The organism is Eubacterium callanderi, from assembly GCF_900142645.1.
GTDB classification, from domain to species: domain Bacteria; phylum Bacillota; class Clostridia; order Eubacteriales; family Eubacteriaceae; genus Eubacterium; species Eubacterium callanderi.
In genome coordinates this window covers 153,363-180,238 of the sequence record NZ_FRBP01000006.1, presented here as the reverse complement: position 1 = coordinate 180,238, position 26,876 = coordinate 153,363, and the positions used below count along the sequence as shown (strand labels likewise).

The window sequence follows — 26,876 nt, the reverse complement described above, 5'->3', positions numbered from 1 at the left end:
TTCTATTTTGGAAGTATAATATAGAAAGGAATATTAAATGGAACGAAGAAGACTGTTGATGGCGACAAATATTCCGCTTGAAAGCTTCAGTATTGTTATTTCAATTTTACTGATAATCTGTATTATCGCCAGCAAGGAACATACAAAGCTTAACCGCCTTTTTTTATGGATGCTGGCAATCAATGCTTTTATTCTGGGCTGTGATATTTTTATTTGGATTGGCGGCGGTCATCCACAGCTTGTAGGTGCGATGAAAGCAGCAAATTTTTTTGTGTTTAATTTGGGCTATCTTCTCGTAGCGCTGTTTACTGCATATATGGTTACCTACATACGCGGAAAGGGAAGTGCTGTATCGGATAAGATTGTTCCAGTAATCACTGCCTTTTGTGCTGTGGCTGTTCTTCTGGTAATCATTTCAATGTTTAATAATATGTTTTTTTATTTTAGCGAAAAAGGTTATTTTATGCGGAGCCCGCTGCATTGGATCAGTCAGGCATACCCTATTATCATTATTTTGCTGGACATGGGAATTATCCTCAAACACAGTGGAAAGCTTGGCGTAAAAGATACCTTTGCGCTTTTATCCTATGGCATTTTACCAGCAGGAGCCATGGCTGTCCAGATTTTTATAAACGGACTTGCACTGGTTTATCCAGCAGCCACGGTTTCTCTTTTAATTATTTATGTCAATATTCAGGTGGAGCAGAGCAAGAGGCTTCGTGAAAAGGAACTGGAGCTTACCCAAAATCGTATTGCGATGATGTTGAGCCAGATACAGCCTCACTTTCTGTATAACTCACTTACTGCCATCGCCCAAATGTGTAAGAAGTCACCTGATAAGGCTGGCGAAGCGACTATTGCCTTTGCAAATTACCTGCGAGGGAACCTGGACTCCCTTACCCAGAAGGGCATGGTGCATTTTGATAGAGAACTGCGGCATATTAAAACCTATCTTTCGTTAGAAAAAATGCGGTTTGAAGAAAATATACAGATCATTTATTCAATTGGTGCGACAGATTTTATGCTGCCCTCTCTGACGATACAGCCAATAATTGAAAATGCGGTTAAACACGGAATCTGCAAAAAAGAAGGTGGCGGCACCATTTGTCTTGAAACAATGGAAACGGCCGAAAACTATATTATTAGAGTATCAGACGATGGGATGGGATTTGATACTGCAGCTTTTTTTCCGGATGAACGGCAGCATGTCGGCATTGAAAATGTGCGTTTTCGTCTTGCAGCCCAGTGTGCTGGAACGCTGAAGATTGAAAGTCATCCAGGAGGGGGAACTAAAGCAGTTGTTACAATTCCTAAGAATAAATAAAAATACGGCAGTAAGCTCTTTTTCAGCTTACTGCCGTATTTTTGTTAAAAGGTTAATTCGATATGATCTTTATTGCAGTTTTTACACTGGATGGTCACAGACTTAAGGGCATTATTTTCGATGGCTACCTCATCAATGGAAAATTTGTGTTCATCAAGTATTTTTTTGAAATCTACCACACTGTTTGGCTTTTCATCAATTTCTACTTTGTTTCCGCAGACACTGCATTGAATAATAATTTTCATAGAAATCCTCCATTTATTCTATAGGGTTAGGTAAGCTTACATCTCTATATTTACCCTTTAAACAGAGAAAACAACAGGCTTAAAGCCCTGGATCCAAAACGACCCGTTCGTTTTTTCCAGACATAAAAGCAGACAATGCGCGGTAATTTTTAGAGAAAATGCTGCCCTTTTTCCAGATGAACGCAAAATCATGGGTGATATCGAATCTTTGGATAGGAATTTCCTTCAGTGTGCCCCCTGCCAATTCTCGACCGGCAGCAACTTCATATAGAAAAGTAATACCGCAATTTTTTTCAGCCATTGCCTTTAAGGCATTGATGCTGTTAACCTCAATAATTTTTGAAAAATCTGTAAGAGCATAATTATTTAGTTTCAGGTACTGTTCAAGGATATTGCGGCTGCCAGAACCAGATTCCCGCACCAGCAGCGGTTTTGAAAATAAGGCTTCAATGGGGCATGGGGCTGGCAGTGCCTCAGCTTCAGCGCTTTGGACGGCAATAAAACGTTCAGTCGAGTAGACCGCATAATCATAATTTTCTTTGGGAAAATAGCCTTCGATGAGAGCAAAGTCAAGGTCGTTGTTGTCCAGCTGCTTGAGCAGTGACTGGGTATTATCAACTGAAACACGGATTTTGGCGTTGGGATATTGCGCCAGACACCTTGATAGAATACCGCTTACCACAAATTCACCAATGGTAAGGGTTGCTCCAAAATTTAATGAACGGATATGCAGACGGCTGTTTTTCAGATGTTCTCTCAAAATCAGATCATCATGCTTCATGGCGGAAGCGGTGTGAAGCAGTAGGACACCCTCAGGTGTCAGTTCCATTTTTTTTCCATGAAATTCAAAAAGACGAATGCCATAATCCTCCTCGATGAAATGAATATGCTGTGAAACAGCAGGCTGCGTTATGCTAAGTGCCTCTGCAGCGCGGGTATAATTCATGTATTGACAAACCGTTAAAAAGGTATTGATTCTAAAGTCTAGCATTTTGTCCTCTTTCTTATATTTTTGTTTAACTATAACATATTTTTATGATGACATAAAGATAAATAATTTTTCATTATTGATAAAAGGTGATATCCTTTTATCATAGCATAAAACATATTTACGAAAGAGGAAAAGACACATGAATTTTATCACAAAAAGCTGGAAAGGCATTCTGCTCTGCCTTGTTATCGCAATACCAGCATGGTTTGCGGGGCAGGCGGTTCCTGTTATCGGCGGACCTGTTATTGCTATTCTGGCAGGAATGGTGATCACGCTCTTACTAAAGAATAAAGAGCCCCTGCAGGAGGGGATCACTTTTGTCTCAAAAAAGATTTTGCAGTACGCGGTTATCCTGCTTGGCTTTGGTTTAAATCTCTCAGTTGTTCTTGAAACTGGACGGCAGTCCCTTCCGATTATCATTGCGACGATCTCGACGTCTTTGATTCTTGCTTTTGTTCTCCACAAAGTATTGAAGATTCCGGGGAATATCTCGACGCTGGTAGGGGTTGGTTCCTCAATCTGCGGCGGGTCAGCCATTGCTGCGACTGCCCCGGTTATTGAGGCCAGTGATGAGGAAGTGGCGCAGGCCATCTCGTTTATTTTTCTGTTTAATGTACTGGCAGCGGTTTTGTTTCCGGCATTTGGCACCATGCTTGGCTTTTCAACTACTGATGGCGGAGCCTTTGGTGTGTTCGCCGGTACAGCCATTAATGACACTTCGTCTGTCACGGCCGCAGCAGCGACATGGGACAGTATGTATCATTTGGGCGCTGCGACGCTGGATAAAGCCGTTACGGTCAAGCTGACAAGAACTCTGGCCATTATTCCCATTACACTGGTACTGGCTTTCTGGAGAACACGGAAGGAGGAGGAAGCCGAGGGCGGTAAGGTAAGCTTTAAACAAGTCTTTCCGTTTTTTATTCTGTTCTTCATTCTGGCCTCGGTCATTACAACCGTAATGACCTCCTTCTTCCATGTTCCCATAGAATTCTTTACGCCGCTTAAAGAGCTGAGTAAGTTTTTTATTGTTTTTGCCATGGCAGCCATTGGCTTGAACACCAATATCATTAAGTTGGTGAAAACAGGTGCAAAACCAATTTTTCTGGGGCTTTGCTGTTGGATAGGCATTACTTTTGTTAGTTTAATAATGCAGCATTTTCTTGGAATATGGTAATAAATTAAGGTTAAGTTTCTTTGAATCAAGGAGGTTTTCAAAGTGAGTTATGCATTAAGTTTTTCTGAGGCAAACAGTATTTTTGATGCACTGCAAAAAGAGTATGAAATCTGGGCGCCTAAACGCTTTATCGGAAAAGGACGATATTCTGATACAGATATTATCCGTTACGATAAGGTAAGCTGTGTTGAGGAAATTGAATTTAATGAAAAATCCGATTTTCCTGCCAAGGAGGTATTGACACCTATCTCCGAATCGCTATTTTATTTTACAGAGGACGCGTTTATGGAAAGCAGAGGAACCACGAAAAAGCTATTGATTTTCATGCGGCCCTGCGATGTTCATGCAAAGTACCATCAGGAGAAAATTTATCTGCAAAATGGCGGATTTGAGGACAGCTATTACAAGCGCATGAATGAAAGAGTAAAAATTGTTTTGATGGAATGCAAAGAAGGATGGGATACCTGTTTCTGTGTAAGTATGGGGACTAACAAAACAGATGATTACGCTGCGGCTGTTCGCGCGGGGCAGGATATGTTAAGCCTTGAAATCAAGGATTCTGAGCTGATTCCTTATTTTGAGGGCTCTGCGTCCTGCGATTTTAAACCTGAATTTATTGAAAAAAACGATCTGACACTGGAGATTCCAGAAATTAATGACCGGGAGGTTTTGGATAAACTGAAGGTTCATCCCATGTGGAAAGAATTTGATAAGCGCTGTGTCTCCTGTGGTGCCTGCACGCTTGCATGCAGCACCTGTACCTGTTTTACAACAACTGATGTCATTTACAATGAAAACACAAATGTCGGGGAAAGAAAGCGTACTTCTGCGTCGTGTCAGATCAGCGGATTTACCGATATGGCTGGTGGTATGTCTTTCAGACCAACCGCTGGCGACAGAATGCGCTATAAGGTACTTCATAAATTTCATGATTATAAGGCACGGTTCAAAGACTACCATATGTGTGTAGGCTGTGGGCGCTGTATCAGCCGCTGTCCTGAATTTATTTCGATCACGGCCACAGTCAGTAAGATGGCCCGGGCCATTGATGAAATACAAGCTGAAACAAAAGCACAGGAGGTACGTTAAAATGGCAAACATTATGCAGCCACAGGCCTGTAAAATTATGGATATCAAAAAAGAGAGCCAGCACGAGTATACATTTAAAGTAAAAACAGACATACGTCCAAAACACGGCCAGTTTTTTCAGCTTTCACTCCCAAAGATTGGTGAAGCACCCATTTCGGTAAGCTCCTTTGGAGATGGTTGGTTGGATTTTACGATTCGCTCTGTTGGAAAGGTGACAGACGAGATTTTTGAAAAGCAGCCTGGTGATGAGTTGTTCCTGCGCGGCGCCTATGGCAATGGCTGGCCGATTGACCAGTTTAAAGGAAAGCATATGGTCATTATTACCGGTGGCACTGGTCTAGCGCCAGTTCGCAGTATGCTTCGTTTTTTTACCGAAAATCCAGATTATGTTGAAAGTGTTAACCTGATTTGTGGTTTTAAAAATGAAGCCGGAATTGTTTTCCGCCAGGAATTGGAAAGCTGGCGTCAATCTTTTTCAACCCTCTATACCCTTGATAATGAAAAAATAGAAGGATGGCATAAAGGTTTTGTGACAGAATTTGTTTCACAGGTTCCTTTTTCAGAGTTTGGCGATAATTATGAGGTTGTACTTGTAGGTCCGCCACCGATGATGAAGTTTACAGGTATTGAATGCGGCAAAAACGGCGTGCCGGATGAAAAAATCTGGCTTTCTTTTGAACGCCGTATGTCCTGCGCGGTAGGAAAATGCGGACACTGCCGAATTGATGAGGTTTATGTCTGTCTGGATGGTCCTGTATTCAATTATACTCAGGCTAAGTACCTGGTAGATTAGTGGAAGGAGCTGCAAAAAATGAATCATGATATTGACGTTAAAAAAGTACGGACAAACTGCTTCAGACAGTCTAAAGTACCCGGCGAATTTATGCTTCAGATGCGTGTGCCAGGCGCAGTTATTGAGGCAAAGCATCTGAAGGCTGTGGCTGAAATCTGTGAACGCTGGGGCAATGGCTCCTTTCATATGGGGACCCGACAAACCCTGGATATTCCAGGTGTCAAATATGAAAATATTCCTGAAGTAAATCGTTATATCAAATCTTATATTGAAGAGGTTGATGTAAAAATCTGCGATTGCGAGATGGAGGCAGACGATTACGGATACCCAACCATCGGAGCCCGAAATGTTATGGCGTGTATTGGAAATACACACTGTATTAAAGGAAATGTAAACACCTACGAACTTGCAAAGAAAATTGAAAAGTTAGTTTTTCCTTCTCATTATCATATTAAAGTATCTGTCGCTGGATGTCCAAATGACTGCGCAAAGGCTAACTTTAATGATTTTGGTATTATGGGTGTTAACAAACAGGTTTATGACTACGATCGCTGTATTGGCTGTGGATCCTGTGTTGATGCCTGTCAGAGCCATGCTACGGGGGTGCTTACGCTCAATAAAGATGGGAAAATTGATAAGGATGTCTGCTGCTGCGTAGGCTGTGGTGAATGCACTTTGATTTGTCCTACTGGAGCGTGGACAAGAGATCCTAAGAAATTATACCGCGTGACTCTTGGAGGCCGTACCGGCAAACAGAGCCCGCGCTCGGGAAAGCTGTTTATGAACTGGGTAACAGAGGAAGTCGTACTGGGAATGTTTGCAAACTGGCAGAAATTTTCAGCCTGGGCGCTGGATTATAAGCCAGAGTATCTCCATGGCGGGCATCTTATTGATCGCGTTGGGTATAAAGAATTTATCAAACACATTTTTGAAGGGGTTACCTTTAATCCTGAGGCAAAGGTTGCAGACGATATTTACTGGGCAGAAAATGAACAGAGAAGCAACATACATGTCATGCCCTTATCACAGCACAAACATGCAGGGCCACAGGAATCTAAATAAGAATTTGAAATCTCAGTATAAGAGGCGCGGGTATTTGTCCCGCGTCTCTTTCTGTGTTAAGATAAGGGTAATCGATAAACAGGAGGTAGAAGCATGAGAGTCATATCATTGAGGGAAGAGCCTGTATATACACAAGCCGCCATCAATTTTTTTCAAGGCCGGTGGGCAACAGAGCGCAGTAAAATGATTTATGAGGACTGTATTGTTCATGGACTTACAACAGAATCGCCGCTGCCGCGTTGGTATCTTTTGCTTGAGAATGATAAGATTATCGGCGGAGCTGGAATGATTACCAATGATTTTGTTAGCCGTATGGATCTATGGCCCTGGGTATGTTCTGTTTATATTGAAGAGAAATACAGAGGGCATGCCTATGCATGGCGCCTGCTCGAAAGAGCGCGCAAAGACGCCGGGAAGGCTGGGTATTCTTATCTCTATGTCTGTACAGACCTTGTTGGATTTTATGAGCATTATGGTTATGAGTATATTGGCACTGGCTACCATCCCTGGGGAGAATCCTCCAGAATTTATCGGGCCAGCACTGAAAAGGCTGAAAATATAAACGGCGCCGGAATATAGGTGAAAATAATGGAAAATCTAAAGGAGCAAAGCTAAATGGTAAAAAATGAACGAGCATATCCACAATTTTCTATGTGTGGTCTTAACTGTGGCCTGTGTCCTATGTACCATGTGAGAGAATCCGGTTGTCCCGGCTGCGGAGGAAAAGGACATCATTCCTGTGCGATTAAGAGATGCGGCCAGGAACATGACAATGTCGAATTCTGCTTTCAATGCAGAGATTATCCCTGTGAACGCTATAAGGCTGTCAGTCCATACGACAGCTTTATTACATACCGCCACGTGCTAAAGGATTTTCAAAAGGCTGAGCATGACGGCCTGGAAAACTATAAGATAATGCTGAATGAAAAGATTGAAATTCTGCGTTATCTTTTAGAGCATTATAATGACGGCAGACGGAAAACCTTTTACTGTACAGCTGTGAACCTTTTAGAACTTGAAGATTTAAAAAGTGTGATGGCACAGATAAAAGAAAAAATTACCGGCGAGACACCAATAAAAGAGAGCGCTAAACAGGTTGTCAGGCTGTTTCAGACCATGGCGGAAGAAAAAGGAATATCGTTGAAATTGAATAAAAAGAAAGCGGAAAAGATAAGATAATCCTGAAATTAAAAAACCGGAGGACAAGAAATGTATCTTCGTAAAGCTGAATTTAATGATTAAGAAAAAATATAGATTTATTGCGATAAAAAAAGTCCTATTCAGGACTTTTTTTGTTATACTTTTTCAGTTTTGGCATAAAGCGTTTTACAAAGGTTCCCTTACCACGTCCTTTAATGTAAAACAGACCAAAGATTGAAAAGACGACTGCTCCGATAAAGTTAACAAAGAGATCGGACATGGTATCAATCAAGCCAATGTCAATGTAACCGCCATAATTCCATGTTTGTCCATTAACAACTACACTCTCGATTGGAATGGTGACCGCGACATTTTTACCTTCAGGATTAAAAATCACCGAGCTGATACTGTGGATAATGGTATCTTTCTGCATATCCGTATGAAAAAACCAATCCGCTGCAAATTCAAAAAATTCCCATAAAACACCGATCGTCATCGAAAAGCAAAACGCAAAAACTGCCACAAAGATGGGGGACAGGCTGAGGCTGAAATTTTCATTCTCGTTAAGAATATCGATAAGTGAAAAGCCAATTGCGGCCATCAGAAAGCCGTTAATAGTATGCAGCATTGCATCCCAATGGTCGAAAATGAGGTAATATTCCTGAATTTCACCAAGGATTTCAGCCGAAAAGATAAAAAGAAGAATAATAACCTCTAACGTAGTAGGCATCTTGATGTGCAGCTCTTTATCTACAAAAGAAGGTATCATAAATAAAACCAGTGTAAATACACATAGGAACACATTATCCCAATTTTTATTTATAATCTGAGCGATCATTACAACAAGAACCAGGGCTCTCAACAGCAAGTACAGCAGAAATTTCCCCTTGTTTTCCTGAATATTTTTAACAGATTTTTCTTTTGATGTCTTATCCTTTTTCACGAAGTGCTCCTTTTATGTAATCTAATGATAGCATTATATCACAAAGGCGAAAAAAGCAATATTTATTTATTCGGTTCTGTCATTATAGATAAGCAGTCTCTTTTTAAAAATCTTGACAAAGCCGACAAAGTCGGAAATAATGAATTCATTCACTGGTACTACTAGAGGTCTATCATGTCACAACATCGACGAGTTTTATGCTACTGAATTTTGGAAGAGAATAGCCTGGTCAGCGTGGAGATCAATAGTGTTTGCTAAACACAGAGGGGACTTAAAGAAACTTTAAAAATGACAGCATAAAAAATGGGACCTTTACGGGTCCCGGCAAAAGGTATGAAGCTCTGCTGTATAAAGCAGGTGTAGTGAAATGGTAAGCTTCACTACAATGTGATATTTATTATATTATAATCGATTTCATGCATCTGTGCAAGTATTAATTACAGGTAGCAGCCAATTTGAAGCGTTATTGCTATGATCTGGATTTATCATTTAAAATATGGTCCATAACACCGGTTTTCTGAACGGCCGCAACCAGAACGGCCCCAAGAACAACACCGCCGATACAGCTGATGAAAAAGGGTATTACATAGGCAAACAGAGCTGCTTCCTTTCCCATGACGACAGTCGCAATCGGATAAGCTGCAAGTGCCCCGAGGATGCTGGTGCCAAAAAGTTCACCAAGATAGGTGAAAGCCAGCTTTTCAGTATAGCGAAACACCAAACCGCAGAGAAGCGCGCCGCACATACTTCCGGGGAAGGCCAGAAGGCTGCCGGTTCCAAGCATTACCCGTATAAGACTGGTGATAAAAGCCATTGAAACGCCATAAAAAGGACCGAGGAATACTGCTGAGAGAATATTGACCATATGCTGAACCGGAAAACAGCGCGCCGCCCCCAAAGGAATACTGAAGGGTGAGCAGACAACCCCTACAGCAATAAGAATGCCGGCCACTGTCAATTTTTGCGTACGATTTTTTTCCATAATAGAAGCCTCCAGACAAAAAAATGGGATACGCCTACGTGGCGTACCCCATAAAATACGATGCTGTCCCTACGTTGGCATTATCCAAATCAGGTTGTGGGTCGAAGCGACAAAGCCTCCTCTCAGCCCGCTGCGGCGAGCTCCCCCTGTATGATTCTGTTTTATTATAGCTTTTCTTGAAATGAGATTCAAGCCTGTCCAGTTTTTTCTGAAGGAATCTTTGTGGTTTCAAAAGCCCTTTTAAGTGTCTCGCCAGCTATGTGAATTTCAGTTTTAATGTGTTGCCATTTTTCTGGAGAAACGCCTTTTAAGCTTAAGTACATACTCAAATGAACAGCTACCGCTAAAAAATGCCGGCTTTTATCCATTATTTTTTTAAAGGACTCTTTTGGCATGAGCTTTTGTGCCCCTGACAGGCTCTCCAGCTGATTACTGACCAGATGGAGATTTAACAGATTTTCGTAAAGCAAGGGACCGGCCTTCTGCTTTTCAGCCAGACTCCACAGATTATAAAGAATAAATAAATCTGATTTAAAAAGACTCGTGAGCTCATAACGGAAGACATCCTGTTTGCGTGTTCTAAAGATGAAAATCCCGCCAAGTACAGCGATAGAGACACCGCCGATAACACAAAATACTCGAAATAGCACCAGATCCATGACGCCCAGCTGGGGTAAAAACATAACGGAGGTCATCTGTGTACTGATCATGGTACTGACAATTGAACTTTTTATGGTCAGCATAAAAACCAGTCCGACGGCAATGGTGAGTGGCAGTCGTATTGAGGCGGGAATATATTGTGTGATAAGAACAAAAAATAACATTCCGAGAATTGTGCCGCTCACTTTATAAGCCGCTTTTTTTAGTGTGTCACGGATGTAAATGCTGGAAGATAAATACCCCATAAGTGGTATCCAGTAACCGTGCCATTCATTAAGAGGGATATTAAACCAATGAGGGATAAAGTGTGCGATGATGGTACAGACTGTGACAATGACGGCGGTCTGGAGTGCGAAACGCATCTGGAAAAAATCAAGGCTGAACCGATGCCGCAGTGTAAAAGCTTTATACTGCAGCCCCTGCTTAATGGAAGTATTGAGATCCCTGCAATGACGGTCGTTCAGCAGGCGTTCCCGAAGAGATTCCAGCACCAGCAGCAATTCCTGATTCAGCTGGTTGGATGTCAGAGAGGAGTTTTTCAAGAATACCTGTAAATCTGCTGCCAGTGCTTTGGGGTCCGCTGCTGCCTCCATCCGTTCACCTAAAACAGAGAATTGAGCCCGATCAACTTCTGAAAACTTTTTTACAGAAACACTTAAGGACTGCAGCACCTGTCCGAGTTGTTCAAGGCAGAGCATTAAGCCATAGGAATACTTCTGGCTTCCATTCATCAGTCCCATTTGTCTGAAAACAGCGGGATAAATATTACTGCTCAGCTTCAGCGACAGAGCATCAAGTTTTTTACCAACCGCCTCGTCTTTGAAGTTTCTTTCTTGACCCAGCGCTATAAATCCGGCGCCTGTGCAGCTGAGTGCTTTCTTTACAAGGGGATTGAAGGGACCTGCCTTTTGACGCTTTTGCAGCAGCAGACTTATTCCAATACAGATGGCCAGACAATAAAGAAGCGATAAGATACGGGGTAAAAGGTCGTTCAGTGTCCCGGGGCTGATCTGTACAAGAATAAAAGCCATCCCGGGGATGTAATAGTTTGTTTTCAAAAATTCGTTGGCATCGGCATAGATTAGAAAGAAAATCAGCAGAAATCCTATAATAACCAGTGCTGCAAAATGCATGGAGACCAGAGTCCCTAAAATGGCGTAGCCAACCAACCAAAGAGAATCGAGCAGCATGTTGACAACGGACAGTCGGGTTTTAACCATGGTCTGCGTGTATAAAAGAAAAACAAGAGCAATAACCGCATTATTTCTGCCAAAAAGCAGAATAACCGTTCCCATAAGAAACAAACCGAAGACAATGGCTGGCAATGCTCTGGGCAATGCCTTAAAGAAATTTTTAATGGCTTTTAAAATTGAGATCACTCCTTAACGGTTTTCTTTTAAAATACCCTTTTAGAAAAAAATAAAGCAATAGAAAACGATTCTGGTATTTTTCCAGAACCGTTTTTTAATTTAGAAAAAATTCATTATAAATCCCATAATCATACCCAGCAGACCGCCGAGCCATATGATGGCATTCAATTCTTTTTTCATGATACTCAAAATGATTTTTTCCATCTCCAACACATCAAAACCATTGATTTGGTCTTCTACCAGTTGAGGAATATCCAAAGCGATGAGTGCCTTGGATAAATTATTTTCGACCAGATTGTGATAGGCTTTAAGCAGACTCTCTTTTACCTTTGGTACACTTGAGCCGAAACGATCGTAGAGCTCAGCCATGCTGTAATCCAGTATTTCATGGCTCTCGCGGTCTACAAGATTACCGATCATTTCCTCACCGCGTTCAAAGACCATGTTGTTGACAGTATCCTTGAGCTTTTCACGGATACCGATCATGGTGTTATCACTGACCATAAAAGAAAAAGCTGAAAACAATGAATTATTCTTGATTTCATCCATCGCAGCATCGGCAACCATATCACCGACATCCATCTGGCATACCTTACGATACAGCAGTGCGGTTGCCTTTTCAGTGGTTGTATTCGCCAGTGCTTCTGTTTTTTCCTCATCGGTATAGTGGATAATAACTTCACGAATGGTCATGGGACTGTCTTTGTAAGCCTCAATTTTATGATCGATATAGCTGTTGATTTTATCATCCATTTCCTGCGACAGGAGTCCGCGGCTCAGAACTTCTTCATTTACTAATGTAGATCCAATGACAGCTCCCACAGATTTTGCGATTCGCGGTTTTTCTTTTGGAATGATCCCCGGCGTGAAGGGAAGTGTCCATCCTAAAATTTTGACAGGCTTCAGTGGCCGGAATAACATGCGTATGGCAATCCCGTTGGTGATAAGACCGATAACAGCACCGACCAAAGGGCCGATTAAAAAGTGTAGATCCAATTATGATCGCTCCTTTATAGAATGATTGGTTATTATAGTATTATAACGATGACGCTTATAAATGTCCATCCTCAAGTTTAACTTAAAATCATTTAAATTTACATCAATATTTTCAAAAAGGTGTTGAATCTTTTGGTGTTTAGGGGTATACTGTGTGTATGAATTAAACATTTAAAGATGATGACTGGGAAGAGTAAGTTAAATGAAGGTTACAGAGAGCAGGCATGGTGCTGGAATTGCCGCAGCCGGTCCTTAACTGAAGACCATCCCACGAGTTGGCTGTCAAATGCAGTACCGGAGCACTGTCCGTTATCAGTATCAGAGTGGGTATACCATGTATACCAATTTGGGTGGAACCGCGTAATAAACGTCCCATTGTCTATGACAATGGGACGTTTTTGATATTTTGTCCCATTCAGAAAAAATATTTTTTTAATCAATATTAACGTAACAATTTTATGGAGGTAATCTTATGAACATAACTTTAAAAGACGGTTCTGTTAAACAGTATGAACCTGGAATCACTGTTTATGATGTAGCGAAGGATATCAGCGAAGGTCTGGCGCGCAACACAATGGCCGGTGAATTAAATGGCGAGCTGGTGGATATCCGCAAACCTATTACGGAAGACAGCACACTGAATTTATTGACCTTTGACTCTGAAGGCGGCAAGCATGCTTTCTGGCATTCTGCATCCCATCTTATGGCTCAGGCAATCAAGCGGCTCTGGCCTGAAGCGCAGTTAACCATCGGTCCGGCTATTGACAATGGTTTTTACTATGACATTGATTTAGAGCATACCTTAACCCCTGAAGATCTTGAAAAGATTGAAAAGGAAATGAAAAAAATTGTTAAGGAAGCGCCGGAAATTGAGTATTATACCAAATCCAGAGAGGATGCGCTGAAATGGGCAGAAGCAGAAGGGGAAACCTATAAAACCGAATTAATCAACAATTTGCCGGAGGATGCAGTTATTTCATTCTATGGACAGGGGGAATGGGCGGATCTGTGTGCGGGACCGCATATCCGAAATGCATCTCAGATCAAGGCTTTTAAGCTTTTGAGTCTTGCGGGTGCCTATTGGCATGGCGACGCGAATAACAAAATGCTTCAGCGTGTCTACGGGATTGCTTTCCCGAAAAAATCAGAACTTGATGAATATTTGCAGCGATTAGAAGAAGCAAAAAAACGTGATCACCGTAAACTTGGTAAAGAACTAGATCTTTTCTCAATGCATGAAGAAGGACCAGGTTTCCCGTTTTTCCATCCTAAGGGAATGGTTCTGCGTAATGAGCTTGAAAATTTCTGGCGCAGCGAGCATATGAAAAAGGGCTATAAAGAAATTAAGACGCCGATTATGCTGAACGCAGATCTGTGGAGACGCTCTGGCCACTGGGACAACTATAAAGAAAATATGTATTTTACTGAAATAGATGGACAGGAGTTTGCTGTCAAGCCAATGAACTGCCCAGGCGGTATGCTTGTCTACAAAACAAGACAGCACAGCTACCGTGAACTGCCACTGCGTATGGGCGAGCTGGGCCAGGTACACCGCCATGAGCTTCACGGTGCACTTCATGGACTTATGCGTGTTCGTACCTTTACGCAGGATGATGCGCATATTTTCCTGACCATGGATCAGGTAAAGGATGAAGTCATTGGAATCATCGATCTGGCCAATGAAATCTATGATATTTTTGGCTTTAAATATAAGGTTGAGCTCTCTACCAAGCCTGAGAAGGCCATTGGTAAAGATGAAGACTGGGAAGTCGCGACAGATGCGCTGCGCGAAGCGCTTGAGGCCAAAGGGATGGATTATCAGCTGAACCCGGGAGACGGTGCTTTTTATGGTCCTAAGATTGACTTCCATCTGGAAGACAGCATTGGTCGTACCTGGCAGTGTGGTACAATCCAGTTAGATATGCAGATGCCGGAACGTTTTGATTTAACCTATGTTGGCAGTGATGGAGAGAAACATCGTCCGGTTATCCTGCACCGTACGATTTTCGGCAGCATTGAGCGTTTCCTCGGTATATTAATCGAACACTTTGCAGGAAAATTTCCGCTTTGGCTGGCTCCGGTACAGGTACAGTTGATTCCGGTATCTGATGCCCATGACGCTTTTACAAAAGAAATAGCTGCAAAACTGGAAGAAGCAGGTATTCGTGTAGAAATAGATTTCAGGGATGAAAAAATTGGTTATCGTATTCGTGAAGCACAGATGCAGAAGATTCCATATATGCTGGTTATTGGCGATAAGGAAGTTGAATCAGGACGTCTGAGTATCCGTAACCGCGATACCGGCGAGCAGGAAACACTGAAAATTGATGAATTTAAATATCGTCTGGCTCAGAATATTGCCCAAAAATCGCTGGTTTTAGATTAATTTTAAAAAGTGCTTGACAATTATTTATGACTGCTATATACTAAATAAAGCAAACAAAGCAGAGGTGTCCACTTCTCACCTGGTCTTTTAACAAGGCGGGTTCATAGCAATTTAAGTAATTGATTGTTTAATGCAGGTGGACTATGTCTACCTGCATTTTTGTTTAATAAATTCCTATAAATGGAGGTGTATTACTATAGCAAGAGAAGTTCAACACGAGATTAACGAGGAAATCCGCGATCGTGAAGTCCGCGTAATTGATGCAAACGGAGAAATGCTGGGCGTTATGCCGACAAAAGAAGCACAAAAACTGGCAGATGAAAAGAGTCTGGATCTCGTTAAGGTTTCTCCTAACGCGAAACCACCGGTCTGCAAAATTCTGGACTACGGTAAATTCCGTTACGAAGAAATGCGACGTGTTAAAGAAGCAAAGAAAAACCAGAAAGCGGTTGTTATCAAAGAAATCCGTATGTCTGTACGGGTTGAGGAACACGACATCATGGTTAAAATCAAAAATTGTATCAAGTTCTTAGAACAGGGCAATCGTGTCAAAGTATCCATCCGTTTCAGAGGCCGTGAGATGGCTTATACGGATCAGGGTAGGGGTGTTTTACTTGACTTCGCTGAACGTGTAACTGATTATGGTACGGTTGACAAGCCACCAAAAATGGAAGGCCGCAGCATGGTCATGTTCTTATCCCCTAAAAAGGATAAGTAAGCTAAGCCTATAATGGTATAACTTTTTATACTTCATTATATAAATAAAATAAAAAAATAAGTTGACGAAGATAGGGAGGAGGAATCGACTATGCCAAAAATGAAATCCCATCGTGGTGCTGCAAAGCGCTTCAAAGTGAAAAAATCAGGTGTGATCAAACGCGCTAAGGCTTATAAAAGCCACATCTTAAATAAGAAAAGCCAGAAGAGAAAGAGAAATCTTAGAAAAGCTGGTTATTTAGTACCAAGTGACGCAAAAGTTGTCAAAAAAATGTTAATGAAATAATAGTGAGCAAGGAGGAAAATTTTAATGGCTAGAATTAAAAAAGGCGTTAATGCCAAAAAGAAGCATAAAAAAGTATTAAAACTTGCAAAAGGCTATTATGGTGCTAAAAGCAAGTTATACAGACCAGCGAACGAAGCAGTTATGCGTGCACTTCGTTCTTCTTACAGAGGTCGTAAAGAAAAGAAAAGAAATTTCAGAAGATTATGGATTACCCGTATTAATGCAGGTGCCCGTATGTATGGTTTAAGCTACAGCAAATTCATGTTTGGCCTGAAACAGGCTGGCGTTGAAATGGACCGTAAAATTTTAGCTGATTTAGCAATGAATGACATTAATGCATTCGCAAAATTAGTTGATGTTGCAAAAGCACATCAGGCTTAAGCTTTAAGAACCAAGACAAAAAACTTCTCAGTCCTTGGGAAGTTTTTTTTATGTGATATTTTCACCTTGTTGGGTAATAATCTCCTTTAGAAAGGCATTAGTTGCAGTAAATGATCTTGCTTTTTTTTGACAGAATGGTACAATAGGTGAAAGCAAATAAAATACTTACTTGGAGCAGACAAATGATAAACATTGTTAAAAAAGGTGGCCGTATGACTACCTTTATGCGGCACCGTTCTCCAGCCGAAATTCTGATGTTCGGCTTTGCAGCAGTGATATTTCTGGGGGCAGTGATTCTGAACCTGCCAGTCTCCAGTGCCTCCGGTCAAAGTCCGGGATTTCTGAACTGTTTATTTACAGCGACCTCCAGCGTATGTGTTACAGGATTAGTAGTTGTGGATACAGGGACCTACTGGTCGTTGTTTGGACAGATTGTCATTATTCTTTTAATTCAAATTGGCGGTCTCGGATTTATGTCTTTGATGACTATTTTTTTCGTACTGGCGGGTAAGCGTATTACAATTAAAAACCGTCTGCTCATCCAATCCTCTGTCAATTCAGACAGGGTACAGGGGGTTGTGAAATTCACCAAATACATTGTTTTTTCCTGCCTGGTGATTGAAGGGATCGGCGCGCTGCTGCTGTCCTTTGTTTTTGTTCCGGATTACGGATTAGGGAAAGGTATTTATTTTGGTATCTGGCATTCGATTTCCTCGTTTTGTAACGGTGGTTTTGATTTGATCGGCGGCTTCCAGAGCTTTACAGGATATGCCAATAACTTTTTGCTGAACTTTACTGTTTGTGCACTTATTGTTGTCGGCGGTCTGGGTTTTGCGGTTACCAGTGAAATCGTGAGCTATCGGACAACCAGACGGCTGAGCATGCACTCTAAAATTGTTTTAAGCATCACCGCTATTTTGGTAGTGGGCGGTGCTGTGCTTTTTTATATTTTTGAGCATGCGAACCCTGAAACCATGGGGAATCTGCCATGGTATGGGAAAATTTACGCTGCCTTTTATCAGTCTGTAACGCCGCGTACAGCCGGTTCCAATACCATCAGCCAGACAGGGCTCAACCCGGTTTCCAAGGTGCTGACGATTGTGCTGATGTTTATCGGCGGATCACCCGGATCGACGGCAGGCGGGGTAAAAACAACAGCCGTGGCCATGATGGCTATCACATTGTTTACTGAACTGATGGGCCGGAAGGATGTTACCTGTTTTAAACGTCGTATCCCGGAGATTACCATTAAGCGGGCGGCATGTGTGCTGACTATCGGTATTTCCATTATTATTGTCATTATTATGGTTTTGATGGTCTGCGAACCTGGAGCTGACCCAATGGCCATTACCTTTGAGGTGTTTTCGGCCTACTCCACTGTTGGGCTTACCTGTGATTTAACACCGCACCTACATGCACTCAGCAAGGTTGCGTTGATTATCACAATGTTTATCGGACGTGTCGGGCCGCTCACGATCGCTTATGTTATTACAAGAAAAGAAAGAAAAGAACTTGAGAATAAAGGCCAGTTCAAGCTGCCTGAAGGCAATGTCTTGATTGGTTAAAAGGAGCATAAATTGAAAGAAAAACAGTTTGCTATTCTGGGGCTTGGCCGTTTCGGCGAAGCGCTCGCCATCACTTTGAGTGAGTTGGGATCAAACGTGATCGTTGTTGATAAGAATGAGGAAAAGGTGCAGAATATTGCCAACTATGTCACTTATGCTGTGCAGGCTGACGTCTCAGATATTAATGCTCTGAAGTCCATTGGCTTAAAAAATGTGGACGCGGTCATTATTTCTATTACTTCTGATATCAACAGTAGTATCATGGGGGTTGTCAATGCGCAGGAGCTTGGAATTCAGGAAATTTATGGAAAAGCCAACAATGCACAGCACGAAAAGGTTCTGCTCAAATTGGGGGTAAAAAAGGTCTTTTCACCAGAGCGTGATATGGGGGAACGTGTTGGCCACAGCCTTTATTCCGGCGATTTTATCGATGCACTGGAGCTGGATACAGACCATTCGATTGTTGAGGTTGACGCTTTGCACAAATGGGAAAACCAGGCTCTGGAATCACTGGATATGCGTACCAAGTACGGGCTTAATATCATTGCGATCCGGTCTCAGGATCATTTGAATGTTTCTCCGGTGGCGACGGATGTTATCCGGGCCGGTGACAAGCTGGTCGTAATCGGAGATAATACTGATATTAATGATGTCACCCGGCTCTATCAGGCTGGAAATTAAAATCATGGCCCAAGAATTAATTACGTCACGCCAAAATGCAGCGGTTAAGAATGTTATCAAGCTAAAACAGAAAAAAAACAGAGACCGCGAAAAGCAGTTTGTTCTGGAAGGGACCAAGCTTTTCATGGAGGCTGAAGCCTGGAAGGTGGAGTTTACCGCGGTTTTTGTAACACCGCAGTGGATTGAGGGAGCTGAAGAGACTGTAAAGTCAGCTTTTAAACGCCTGAAAGACACAGGTATCCCGGTTTTCACTGTGGATACCAGCGTCTTTGAAGCCATGTCGGCTTTGAAAATGCCGGAAGGTGTTTTATGTACGGCACATAAAATTGATGCCTCTGAAAAATTTTTTGAAAAAAAATGCAAAAAAAACGGGAAAAAATGTCTGAGTTATGTTATATTAGATGATGTGCAGGATCCGGGAAATGTTGGAACCATTATACGAACAGCGGATGCTGCTGGCTTTGATGGTATTATCTGCTCATCAAAGACCGCAGACATATACAATGAAAAAGTCCTGCGCGGAGCCATGGGATCGGTATTTCACCTGCCAGTGCTGCAAACCGGCGCACTTGAGAAGACAGTGCTTTTTCTAAAGGAGCAGGGTACACGTATGATCGGAACCTCCCTTCAGGGAAAAACCAGTCTGTCTGCTTCTCTGGCTGCACAGAAAGCTGTGGGTATTATTCTTGGCAATGAGTCAAAGGGAATGTCAAAGAGTATGGCGGACCTGTGTGATGACTTATACAAGCTGCCCATGTACGGACATGCTGAATCTTTAAACGTTTCGGTAGCTGCAGGTATTTTGATGTATGATATCGCACGGGCGATGCACGAATAAAAAAAGAATAAGATAAAGACGATGATGGAGAAAGTAGGCGGCACGCCGCGCACTTACAGAGAGAAAACCCCGGCGGCTGAGAGGGTTTTGGTGAACAGTGCTACTGAAGTTCCCTCCTGAGTTTTGACTGCCAAGGCACATGGTGCTTGTAGTGGTCAACGTCAACGTGACGTTATACGTGAGGGGCCGCGCCAAATGGGTTGCGGCAACAAAGGTGGTACCGCGGAATTTATTCGTCCTTTATGCAGTTTTGCATGAAGGGCTTTTTTAGTTTGCAGCCGCGATCCGATAAAAATGTTATTATGAAAAAGGAGATAAAAATGCAAGAGGAATTAAATCGCATCAGAGAAAATTGTTTGGAAGATCTGAAAACTGTCAGCGATATGAAATCGCTGGATGACATCCGCGTAAAATATCTTGGTAAAAAAGGTGTTTTAACCGCGGCCTTAAAAGGAATGGGCAAGCTTTCCAAGGATGAGCGCCCTGTTATTGGCAAGTTGGCCAATGAGGTTCGGGAAGAAATTGAAACCGGACTGGCCGGAAAAAAGGAAGCGCTGGAGACAGCGGAAATGATGGCAGCCATTGAAAAAGAAAAGCTGGACGTCTCTTTGCCGGGTAAAAAACCATCTGAAGGCAATTTGCACCCCTTAAATATCATCATTAATGATCTGGAAGAAATCTTCCTGGGAATGGGCTTTTCCATTGCTGAAGGGCCAGAGATCGAATGGTCAAAATATAATTTTGATTATCTTAACATGCCACAGGAGCATTCAGCCAGAGATTTACAGGAAACATTTTATTACAATGACGAGGTTGTCTTAAGAACGCAGACTTCCCCCGTTCAGGTTCGTGTCATGATGGATGAAAAGCCGCCGCTGCGTGTTATCTCTCCGGGACGCGTTTACCGCGCCGATGAAATTGACGCGACCCATTCACCGGTGTTCCATCAGATGGAAGGGCTCGTAATTGATAAGGGCATTACAATGGCCGATTTAAAAGGAACCCTGGATATGTTCGCAAAAAAACTTTTCGGAGAAACTGTCCAGACTAAATTCCGCCCGCACCAGTTCTATTTCACCGAGCCAAGTGCTGAAATGGACGTGACCTGCTTTAAATGTGGCGGCACTGGCTGCAAAGTGTGCGGTAACAGTGGATGGATTGAGCTTTTAGGATGTGGGATGGTACATCCTAATGTACTGCGCCACTGCGGCATTGATCCAGAGGTTTACAGCGGATTCGCTTTCGGCATGGGCCTCGAACGTGTGGCCATGACCAAATACGGAATCAACGATTTACGTCTGCTTTTCGAAAACGATATGCGTTTTCTGACACAATTCAAATAGGAGGAGCCCCATATGTTAGTATCACTCAACTGGTTAAAAGAATATGTAAAAATTGAACAGGACCCCAAAACTTTCGGGGATATCCTGACAATGTCCGGCACAAAGGTGGAAACAATCGATCCCATTTCGGATGAAGTTTCCGGCGTTATCACTGGTAAGATTGTTAAAATTGAAAAGCACCCTGATGCTGATAAACTGGTTGTCTGCCAGATTGATGTGGCAGCTGCGTCACCCTTGACCATTGTCACCAGTGCAACCAATGTTTTTGAAGGAGCGGTTGTCCCGGTTGCGGTAGAAAACTCAGTGGTAGCCGGTGGTCATAAAATGAGCCGTACCGATTTTCGCGGCATTATGTCCTATGGCATGATGTGCTCTGTTGAAGAGCTGGGGATGAATACGGATCTGTTTACCCCTGAAATTAAAAATGGTATCTATATTCTGCCTGAAAATACGGAGCTGGGTGTTGAGGTGCGTGATCTGCTCTGGATTGATGACAGCATCATCGAGGTGGAATTAACGGCCAACCGCGGAGACTGCCAGTCCATTTATGGCATTGCGCGTGAAGCTGCGGCAGCGCTTGACGAGGCGGTGGCTCCCGTTAAACTCTATGATAAAAAAGAAACTCAAAACCAAATTGCCGATTATCTGAGTGTTAAAGTCGAAACAGAGCTGTGCCCGCGCTATGTGGCTAAAATGTTCAAGGTTAAAAAAATTGAGCCCTCTCCGCTGTGGATGCAGCTTAAGCTTTTAAACAGTGGCGTCCGCCCGATTAACAATATTGTCGACGTGACAAATTACGTTATGTTAGAGCTTGGACAGCCGCTTCACGCCTTTGATTACAAGAGCCTTAATTCTGACGAGATTGTGGTTAAAACCGGCAATAAGGAAAAGACTGTTGTCACACTGGATGACAAAGAACGTGATATTGATGAATCCATGATGATGATCACCAACGGAAAATACCCTGTGGCTGTCGCTGGGATTATGGGGGGGGCTAACTCAGAAATTACAGAAAATACGGAGTATGTTGTTCTTGAATCCGCCTGTTTTGACAAAACCAGCATCCGTTTGACATCTAAGAAGCTTGGCATGCGTACAGAGGCTTCTGGACGCTATGAAAAGGGCATCTATCCAGGTCTTGCTGAAACCGCAGCTCTGCGTGCAACCTATCTGTTTGATCTGATCGGTGCCTGCGATGTTCTGGAGGGGATAATTGATGTCTACCTCAAACCAGAAGAGCCACATGAGGTCGCTGTGAACGTGGACTGGATCAACCGTTTCATCGGTATTGATCTCTCTGAAGATGAAATCATCCGTATTTTTGAAAGACTGTTCCTGACCGTTGAAAATAAGGGAAAAGGTAATCTGGTTGTCAAGGTACCCGACTACCGACAGGATCTTGAAATTCGTGAAGACCTGGCAGAAGAGGTCGCGCGAATTTACGGTTACAACAGGATTCCAAGCACCATTATGGGTGGAACCACTCTCGTTGGCGGAAAGACTGTTAAACAGAAATACCAGGATATGCTTCAGAGTCTGCTGGTAGGCGCTGGATACTATCAGACCCTTACCACTTCTTTCACCAGTGTCAACCGTATCAACGCTTTAAATATGGACTGCGGTGACGATCTGGTTCCGCTTATCAACCCACTCGGCGAGGAAAACAGCATTATGCGCAACACACTGGTCGGTCACCAGCTGGAAGTGGTGAGCTTAAACCATAACCGTAAAAATCCACAGGGCCGTTTCTTTGAATTTGCCCAGACCTACCATAAAAATCCAAATAAGGGTGAACTGCCCATTGAGCGCAAGCACCTGGTCATTTCTTCCTATGGAAATACCGACTATTTTGATATTAAGGGCGTTGTTGAGCTGCTGCTCGACCGTTCAGGTATTGCTGATTACGACTTTGTTCTGGCGGGACCAGACCTCTATCACCCAGGAAGAAAGGCGGAGATAAGAGTGGGGGATACCCTCGTTGGACAGATAGGGGAGATACACCCAGTAGTTGTTAAAAACTATGATCTGCCGAAACGCACATACGCCTGTGAGCTGGACTTTGACGTAATGGCCGGATTACAGCAGGACGCCATTAAATTTGTCGAAATGCCCAAGTATCCTGGTTCCTCAAGAGACATCGCTCTTGTCCTGGATGAGGATGTGCCGGCTTCAAAAATTGAGGCGACGATCAAATCCCACGATACGGGTATTATGGAAAATGTCGAGCTTTTTGATGTATACCAGGGCGAACAGATCGAAAAGGGAAAGAAGAGCCTGGCTTATTCAATTTTATTCCGTCATCCTGAAAGAACATTGACGGACGATGACATTAATCCAGTAATGGACGAAATTTTATCTGACCTCAAAAATGGATTTAATGCCCAATTAAGGGATTAATATGGTATAATAGTAGTGTGTTAAGATCGTATAAAGATTTTGCGAATCGCGTTAAGATTATATAAAGATCTATTTACAGGAATTTACCGGGGCTGAGAAGCCCCGGTCTTAATGCATGAAATTTAAATACCAGGCAGCACCTTCGTCTGCCTTAGCAATAGAAGGGAAGAGAATTATGAATAAGAACGATTTAAATCGCAGTATTATAGCGCTTTGCCAGCTAAAAGGCATTGGCCGCAAGAAAGTGAAAGCCATTTTAAAATCCGTTGACAATCCAGCGGACTACCATCTTTTAGAGCTGGTTGAAATCGGTATATCCTTGAATGTTTTTTCACGCAACAGTACGATCGGTACCTTTTTGGATGCACGAAAGCGTGCGGATGAGATTTTAAAATGCTGTGAAGAAAATGATATCAAGATGATCAATTCTTATTCTGAGGATTTTCCAAAAGCATTGCTTTTTGAGGATGGTCCAGATCTTATCTATTATAAAGGCGATCTGTCGCCTCTTGCCAATGTGAACAGAGCGGCCGTTATCGGCACCCGTGTACCGTCAGATATCGGTTATCATTTTGCCTATAATTGTGGTAAAAGCCTGGCAGAACAGGGCTATACCGTTGTCAGTGGACTGGCTCTTGGCTGTGACACTGCAGCACATCTCGGCTGTCTGAAGGCAGGGGGAAAAACCGTTGCCTTTTTACCGTCAAATTTAATGACCATTACACCTCGCGAAAATATGGAGCTTGCAGAACGTATCATAGCAGGGGGAGGCTGTATTATCAGTGAATTTTCTCCTCTGTCCACTTCGAACGCCTACATGTTTATTGAGAGAGACCGGCTTCAGGCAGCAGCTTCTAATTTTGTGCTGGTATCTGAATTCGCCCGAAACAGCGGGACGCTTCATACGCTGCATTTTGCCCATACCTACGAAAAGCCGATTTATGCCGATGATGCTATTGTCAATTCCGATGTCGATGGTTATGATGCCATGACTGAGGAGGGAATTGCGTATCAAGTTGGCAATATGGAAGAAATTAAGCAATTTATCCTTAAAAATCGACAATAATTGTAATATTTTAATATTTTATTTGAAATTTCTTACAAGATTACTTATAATGATAGAAAGAGAACTAATTAATTTTTATATACAGGAGGTAAGTTAATTGCCTGAAGAAAAAAAAGTTGTCGAACTTCGCATCTTAGAGAATGATTTTTCTGTAAAAGCTGGGGAAAGTGAGGATTATATTCGCGAGATCGCAACCTTTGTTAACGATGAACTGACAAGGGTTAAGGAACGCAATCCTTTCACCAACCATATCCGCATTGCAATTCTTGGCTGTATGAACATTACGGAGCTTTTATTTGAAGCTAAAAAAGATGTGCTTATTGCTGAGCGTAAGCAGGAGGAAGAAGCCAATAATATTAATCTGGTAAAGGAAGAGTTAAAGACTGCAGGCGAAGAAATCAATGAGCTTAAAGAAAGTAAGCTTCAGCTTGTCGAGGAGAAGGAACAGCTCCAGAAAGAAATCGAAGAAAAGAATGAGCTGCTCAATCAATACCGTGAACATCTGAAACAGGCTAAAATCGAAAGTGAATCTAACCGTAAGGCGATTCTTGATCTCCAAAACCAGCTGTTTGAAAGTCAGATTGAACTGGTGAAGGCAAACAAAAAAAATCCTGAAGCGATTGATCAGGATACACTTCAGATGGATATGGAACCAGAAGGCTCTTCGGATCGCCCGGAATAATAAAATTAAAACCTCCAGTTTTTGAGCTGGAGGTTTCTTTTTATGGTTTTACATCTTGCGGAGAAGCCCGGTTACACGTCCCAAAATCTGAACCTCGGTATCCTTGAGTTCTCTCGGTTCAAAATTTGGATTTTGAGGCTTCAGGATAACGATATCCTGATCACGGTAAAAAGTCTTAACAGTTGCCTCTTCATTTTCGAGCAAAAAGGCTACAACAATATCACCGTCGTTGGCAGTGTTCTGCTTTTTGACGATAATGTCATCTCCGTCTAAGATCCCCGCGTTAATCATACTGGTGCCTTTAACTCTTAACAGAAAGTGTTCCCCGGTTCCGACGAAACTAAGGGGAAGGGGAACTTGATCCATGATATCTTCAGCTGCCAGGATAGGATCACCGGCAGTGATTTTACCAAGCAGCGGGAGTGTGACCATCTCCCGGTCAGTCTGGAAATTTTCAAGACCGTCATCATCATCTTTGTTGATAACATCAATGGCACGTGTTTTGAGTGATGTTCGTCGAATATATGAACGCTGCTCAAGTGTTTTAAGGTGAGAGTGCACCGACGACGTGGATTTAAAGCCCACAGCCTCGCATATTTCACGGACAGAAGGCGGATACCCACATTCTCTTGTCTGTTTTTTTATAAATTCTAATATTTGTTTTTGTTTTTCAGTTAAATCTTCGTACATTTTTGATACCCCCAGGTTTGTTGGGTTTATTATAACATAAAAGAAAACAAAAGTAAACATTTGTTCTTGAAAAATGAAGCCATGTTTGTTTATTTTTTATGTCCGGGATTTCGCCCCGCGAGTGGATTCTGATAGATCGCCTCACGAACATCATCTACCTCGATGTGTGTGTAGATTTCTGTAGTGGAAATACTCTCATGGCCCAGGACTTTCTGGAGCGTACGAATGTCTACCTGCCCGTATTTATGCATCAGCGTGGCGGCAGTGTGACGGAGTTTGTGAACAGAAATCTTATCGGCATTCAGGCCAGCCTTTAAAACATATTTTTTTACCATCGACTGCACTGTGCGGTTGGAAAGAGGGGTCTTTCGTTTGCTTAAAAACACATAGGGTACATCTGTATCCTCTGGCCGCACCGCCATATAAGCCTCCAGCGTCTCGACACAGGCATCGTTGAGCCTTATATTTCGCTCTTTATTGCCTTTACCAACAATATGGATGGTTTCCTCCTGGATATCCTCAATTTTAAGATTGGTCAGTTCGGAAAGGCGAATTCCGCAGTTTAAAAATAAGGTGATGATCGCAAGGTCCCGCTCGTAAAACTCACCGTCAACAGCATTTAAAAGGCTTAAGGCTTCGTCAAGCGTAAGATAGACAGGGTCGCGCGACTTAACCTTTGGTATTTCAAGACGCTGTGTTGGATCATCCATTTTAGTATCGATGACTGTTGTCAGATAGTGGTATAAGTTTTTGATGGCAGCCGTTTTTCTTTTTCGGGTTGAATCGATGTTGCTGCGCTTGGAGGTAGCATAGCTCAGAAAAGCGTAAATATCCGGGAGTGTTACCTGTTTAATGACTTTCAAGTCCACGTCATCTATGGAAATGGTGTCGAATTCGGCATCTGGATCAGCCAGTTGAAACCGTACCTTTAAAAAGCGGAAAAACTGCATCAGATCATTTCGGTATGAAATTAATGTGTTTGGTGAAAAGCCTCGAATGGAAAGCAGATAATCGTCAAGCTCATCGAGAAGGGTATTGTGTTTGAGGTCCATTTTTGTATTCCTTTCAATCGCTA

At 42.5% G+C, this 26,876-nt stretch carries 26 protein-coding genes, 1 riboswitch and 3 other annotated features; of the genes, 18 read left to right on the top strand and 8 right to left on the bottom strand.

What is annotated here, in order from left to right; translation table 11 throughout:
* The first annotated feature begins 58 nt into the window (after window positions 1-58).
* Window positions 59-1,324 (top strand): sensor histidine kinase, encoded by a 1,266-nt coding sequence (locus tag BUC22_RS09515; RefSeq protein ID WP_073382810.1) that lies wholly within the window; start codon window positions 59-61, stop codon window positions 1,322-1,324.
* 44 nt (window positions 1,325-1,368) lie between these two features.
* On the opposite strand, the gene BUC22_RS09510 is transcribed toward BUC22_RS09515, so the two are convergent.
* On the bottom strand, window positions 1,369-1,569 hold the full coding sequence (locus tag BUC22_RS09510) for a hypothetical protein (RefSeq protein ID WP_013380539.1): 201 nt from the start codon (window positions 1,567-1,569) through the stop codon (window positions 1,369-1,371).
* A gap of 79 nt (window positions 1,570-1,648) precedes the next feature.
* Window positions 1,649-2,560, bottom strand: coding sequence for a LysR family transcriptional regulator (locus BUC22_RS09505; RefSeq protein ID WP_013380538.1), 912 nt, complete (start codon window positions 2,558-2,560; stop codon window positions 1,649-1,651).
* Window positions 2,561-2,699: 139 nt separating this feature from the next.
* Between BUC22_RS09505 and BUC22_RS09500 the strand changes: the two genes are divergently transcribed.
* The 6 genes from BUC22_RS09500 (at window position 2,700) to BUC22_RS09475 (ending at window position 7,857) form a co-directional block, all read left to right on the top strand.
* Window positions 2,700-3,734 (top strand): YeiH family protein, encoded by a 1,035-nt coding sequence (locus tag BUC22_RS09500; protein ID WP_073382807.1) that lies wholly within the window; start codon window positions 2,700-2,702, stop codon window positions 3,732-3,734.
* Window positions 3,735-3,776: 42 nt separating this feature from the next.
* The gene (gene asrA / locus BUC22_RS09495) at window positions 3,777-4,823 is read left to right on the top strand and encodes an anaerobic sulfite reductase subunit AsrA (RefSeq protein ID WP_013380535.1); all 1,047 of its coding nucleotides are present in this window, start codon (window positions 3,777-3,779) and stop codon (window positions 4,821-4,823) included.
* A gap of 1 nt (window position 4,824) precedes the next feature.
* Entirely contained in the window at window positions 4,825-5,616 is a 792-nt protein-coding gene (gene asrB / locus BUC22_RS09490) for an anaerobic sulfite reductase subunit AsrB (protein ID WP_013380534.1), read from the top strand.
* Window positions 5,617-5,634: 18 nt separating this feature from the next.
* Window positions 5,635-6,678 (top strand): sulfite reductase subunit C, encoded by a 1,044-nt coding sequence (gene asrC, locus BUC22_RS09485; protein ID WP_013380533.1) that lies wholly within the window; start codon window positions 5,635-5,637, stop codon window positions 6,676-6,678.
* A 93-nt stretch (window positions 6,679-6,771) separates the two neighbouring features.
* Window positions 6,772-7,257, top strand: a complete 486-nt coding sequence (locus tag BUC22_RS09480; protein ID WP_013380532.1) for a GNAT family N-acetyltransferase — start codon at window positions 6,772-6,774, stop codon at window positions 7,255-7,257.
* Between the two features lie 36 nt (window positions 7,258-7,293).
* On the top strand, window positions 7,294-7,857 hold the full coding sequence (locus tag BUC22_RS09475) for a DUF3795 domain-containing protein (RefSeq protein ID WP_013380531.1): 564 nt from the start codon (window positions 7,294-7,296) through the stop codon (window positions 7,855-7,857).
* A 97-nt stretch (window positions 7,858-7,954) separates the two neighbouring features.
* Here the strand turns inward: BUC22_RS09475 and BUC22_RS09470 are convergent, their stop codons facing one another.
* The 4 genes from BUC22_RS09470 to BUC22_RS09455 all read right to left on the bottom strand — a co-directional run bounded on the left by BUC22_RS09470 (window position 7,955) and on the right by BUC22_RS09455 (window position 12,769).
* Complete coding sequence (locus tag BUC22_RS09470) at window positions 7,955-8,761, bottom strand: DUF2238 domain-containing protein (protein ID WP_013380530.1); 807 nt, start codon at window positions 8,759-8,761, stop codon at window positions 7,955-7,957.
* 469 nt (window positions 8,762-9,230) lie between these two features.
* A complete protein-coding gene (gene thiW / locus BUC22_RS09465; protein WP_013380528.1) occupies window positions 9,231-9,743 on the bottom strand; it encodes an energy coupling factor transporter S component ThiW in 513 nt (170 codons plus the stop codon).
* 48 nt (window positions 9,744-9,791) lie between these two features.
* A riboswitch (TPP riboswitch) is annotated at window positions 9,792-9,900 on the bottom strand.
* A gap of 31 nt (window positions 9,901-9,931) precedes the next feature.
* Complete coding sequence (locus tag BUC22_RS09460; RefSeq protein ID WP_013380527.1) at window positions 9,932-11,782, bottom strand: FUSC family protein; 1,851 nt, start codon at window positions 11,780-11,782, stop codon at window positions 9,932-9,934.
* A 90-nt stretch (window positions 11,783-11,872) separates the two neighbouring features.
* The gene (locus tag BUC22_RS09455) at window positions 11,873-12,769 is read right to left on the bottom strand and encodes a DUF445 domain-containing protein (RefSeq protein ID WP_013380526.1); all 897 of its coding nucleotides are present in this window, start codon (window positions 12,767-12,769) and stop codon (window positions 11,873-11,875) included.
* 171 nt (window positions 12,770-12,940) lie between these two features.
* Window positions 12,941-13,147, top strand: a binding site (T-box leader).
* 94 nt (window positions 13,148-13,241) lie between these two features.
* On the opposite strand from BUC22_RS09455, the gene thrS reads away from it, so the two are divergent.
* The 11 genes from thrS to BUC22_RS09400 all read left to right on the top strand — a co-directional run bounded on the left by thrS (window position 13,242) and on the right by BUC22_RS09400 (window position 25,111).
* A complete protein-coding gene (thrS, locus tag BUC22_RS09450) occupies window positions 13,242-15,155 on the top strand; it encodes a threonine--tRNA ligase (protein WP_013380525.1) in 1,914 nt (637 codons plus the stop codon).
* Between the two features lie 50 nt (window positions 15,156-15,205).
* Window positions 15,206-15,324: a sequence feature (ribosomal protein L20 leader region), on the top strand.
* A complete protein-coding gene (gene infC / locus BUC22_RS09445; protein ID WP_013380524.1) occupies window positions 15,286-15,873 on the top strand; it encodes a translation initiation factor IF-3 in 588 nt (195 codons plus the stop codon). It overlaps the preceding feature by 39 nt.
* Window positions 15,874-15,963: 90 nt before the next feature.
* Window positions 15,964-16,158: a 50S ribosomal protein L35 gene (gene rpmI / locus BUC22_RS09440; RefSeq protein WP_013380523.1), complete on the top strand. Its 195-nt coding sequence runs from the start codon at window positions 15,964-15,966 to the stop codon at window positions 16,156-16,158.
* Window positions 16,159-16,182: 24 nt separating this feature from the next.
* Window positions 16,183-16,539, top strand: a complete 357-nt coding sequence (gene rplT / locus BUC22_RS09435) for a 50S ribosomal protein L20 (protein ID WP_013380522.1) — start codon at window positions 16,183-16,185, stop codon at window positions 16,537-16,539.
* 182 nt (window positions 16,540-16,721) lie between these two features.
* Window positions 16,722-18,104 carry a TrkH family potassium uptake protein gene (locus BUC22_RS09430; protein WP_013380521.1) on the top strand — a complete coding sequence of 461 codons (1,383 nt, stop codon included), beginning with the start codon at window positions 16,722-16,724 and terminating at the stop codon, window positions 18,102-18,104.
* 12 nt (window positions 18,105-18,116) lie between these two features.
* Window positions 18,117-18,785: a potassium channel family protein gene (locus tag BUC22_RS09425; protein WP_013380520.1), complete on the top strand. Its 669-nt coding sequence runs from the start codon at window positions 18,117-18,119 to the stop codon at window positions 18,783-18,785.
* A 4-nt stretch (window positions 18,786-18,789) separates the two neighbouring features.
* Window positions 18,790-19,623 (top strand): TrmH family RNA methyltransferase, encoded by an 834-nt coding sequence (locus BUC22_RS09420; RefSeq protein ID WP_158308585.1) that lies wholly within the window; start codon window positions 18,790-18,792, stop codon window positions 19,621-19,623.
* Window positions 19,624-19,635: 12 nt separating this feature from the next.
* Window positions 19,636-19,867 (top strand) — a binding site (T-box leader).
* A gap of 76 nt (window positions 19,868-19,943) precedes the next feature.
* Complete coding sequence (gene pheS / locus BUC22_RS09415; protein ID WP_073382804.1) at window positions 19,944-20,966, top strand: phenylalanine--tRNA ligase subunit alpha; 1,023 nt, start codon at window positions 19,944-19,946, stop codon at window positions 20,964-20,966.
* A 12-nt stretch (window positions 20,967-20,978) separates the two neighbouring features.
* On the top strand, window positions 20,979-23,363 hold the full coding sequence (gene pheT / locus BUC22_RS09410) for a phenylalanine--tRNA ligase subunit beta (RefSeq protein WP_013380517.1): 2,385 nt from the start codon (window positions 20,979-20,981) through the stop codon (window positions 23,361-23,363).
* A gap of 175 nt (window positions 23,364-23,538) precedes the next feature.
* Window positions 23,539-24,429: a DNA-processing protein DprA gene (locus tag BUC22_RS09405; RefSeq protein WP_013380516.1), complete on the top strand. Its 891-nt coding sequence runs from the start codon at window positions 23,539-23,541 to the stop codon at window positions 24,427-24,429.
* Between the two features lie 97 nt (window positions 24,430-24,526).
* Window positions 24,527-25,111: a cell division protein ZapA gene (locus tag BUC22_RS09400; protein WP_070081228.1), complete on the top strand. Its 585-nt coding sequence runs from the start codon at window positions 24,527-24,529 to the stop codon at window positions 25,109-25,111.
* Window positions 25,112-25,159: 48 nt separating this feature from the next.
* On the opposite strand, the gene lexA is transcribed toward BUC22_RS09400, so the two are convergent.
* Window positions 25,160-25,801, bottom strand: a complete 642-nt coding sequence (lexA, locus tag BUC22_RS09395; protein WP_070081227.1) for a transcriptional repressor LexA — start codon at window positions 25,799-25,801, stop codon at window positions 25,160-25,162.
* Window positions 25,802-25,890: 89 nt separating this feature from the next.
* Window positions 25,891-26,853: a tyrosine-type recombinase/integrase gene (locus tag BUC22_RS09390; RefSeq protein ID WP_013380512.1), complete on the bottom strand. Its 963-nt coding sequence runs from the start codon at window positions 26,851-26,853 to the stop codon at window positions 25,891-25,893.
* Window positions 26,854-26,876 lie beyond the last annotated feature (23 nt).